This window comes from Rickettsia sp. TH2014 (assembly GCF_019249195.1).
GTDB lineage: Bacteria > Pseudomonadota > Alphaproteobacteria > Rickettsiales > Rickettsiaceae > Rickettsia > Rickettsia felis.
Genome location: NZ_MXAX01000151.1, coordinates 1 through 1,166, shown reverse-complemented (window position 1 = coordinate 1,166; position 1,166 = coordinate 1). Strand labels below are relative to the sequence as shown.

The window sequence follows — 1,166 nt, the reverse complement described above, 5'->3', positions numbered from 1 at the left end:
AATGACGGTTTTGTGGGTAATGCTTTCTCGCTAATAGCGGAAAACCGAGCCATGCAACATCCCAATAATTATAGGCTAACTATATATCAGTGACAAAGAAAGAAATAATTATATTATGCGGGCCGACTGCTAGCGGAAAGTCTTATTTAGGGCATGAACTGGCTAAAGCTTATAATGGCGAAATTATTAATATCGACTCAATGCAGGTTTATAAAGAAATCCCTATTATTACCGCCTCCCCTCCGAAAAGCTATATAGCTGAAGTTACTTACCATTTATATAATTTTCTATCAATTACGGAAGATTTCTCAGTAATAAAATATCTAAAACTTGTAACAGAAAAAATAAAAGAAATAACCGCTCGAGGTAAGCTACCTATATTAATAGGAGGAACGGGATTATATATCAATTCCTTAGTTTTTGGCTATAATAATATCCCCGATATATCAGAAGATTTACGAAAACAAGCAAGAAACTTACATGCTGAAATAGGCAATATAGAACTATGGAATAAATTAGAGGAACTTGACTCGCTTGCTGCTTCTAAAATAAACCAACATGATACTCAGCGTTTAATTAGAGCTTATGAAGTATTTATGCAAACCGGTAAATCTATTTTTTCCTTTCAAACTTTACCAAAAGAACAGATCTTATCTGATTTTAATTTCAAAATTATCTTCTTAAATCCTGAGCGAAAATTTGTGTATAAGACATGCGATGAGCGTTTAGATAAGATATTTAAAGAAGGAGCAATTGATGAAATAGCTTTAATAAAAAAGCAATTTACTCCTAAAGATTATGCGAATTTAAAAGCTGTAGGGATAAAAGAAATTTTGGCTTATTTAGACGGTAATCTTACTTTAGATGAGGCTTTAAATGCAGCTCAAATACGAACCCGCCATTATGCTAAAAGACAAGTTACTTGGTTTAAAAATCAGATACAAGATAAAACCACATTAGAATATTCTAACCAAGAAGAGTTTGCGCAAATATTAAATGTCATTCCAGCGTGGCATTGACGTTGTTGCAGGAATGACATCGAGGGTTTTTCAAATTCAGCGAGTATAGCCTATCTATTTATTTGTAATAGTTGAGATTTAATCTTACATTTAGTAAAATTAAGATAATANNNAATGGAGGATTAGAGATGAATCTAAATCAAAAAA

1 protein-coding gene is annotated in these 1,166 nt (G+C 32.0%); it reads left to right on the top strand.

Annotated elements, in window-relative coordinates:
* The first annotated feature begins 89 nt into the window (after positions 1-89).
* On the top strand, positions 90-1,019 hold the full coding sequence (miaA, locus tag KYQ89_RS02855; RefSeq protein ID WP_218460321.1) for a tRNA (adenosine(37)-N6)-dimethylallyltransferase MiaA: 930 nt from the start codon (positions 90-92) through the stop codon (positions 1,017-1,019).
* Positions 1,020-1,166: the final 147 nt, after the last annotated feature.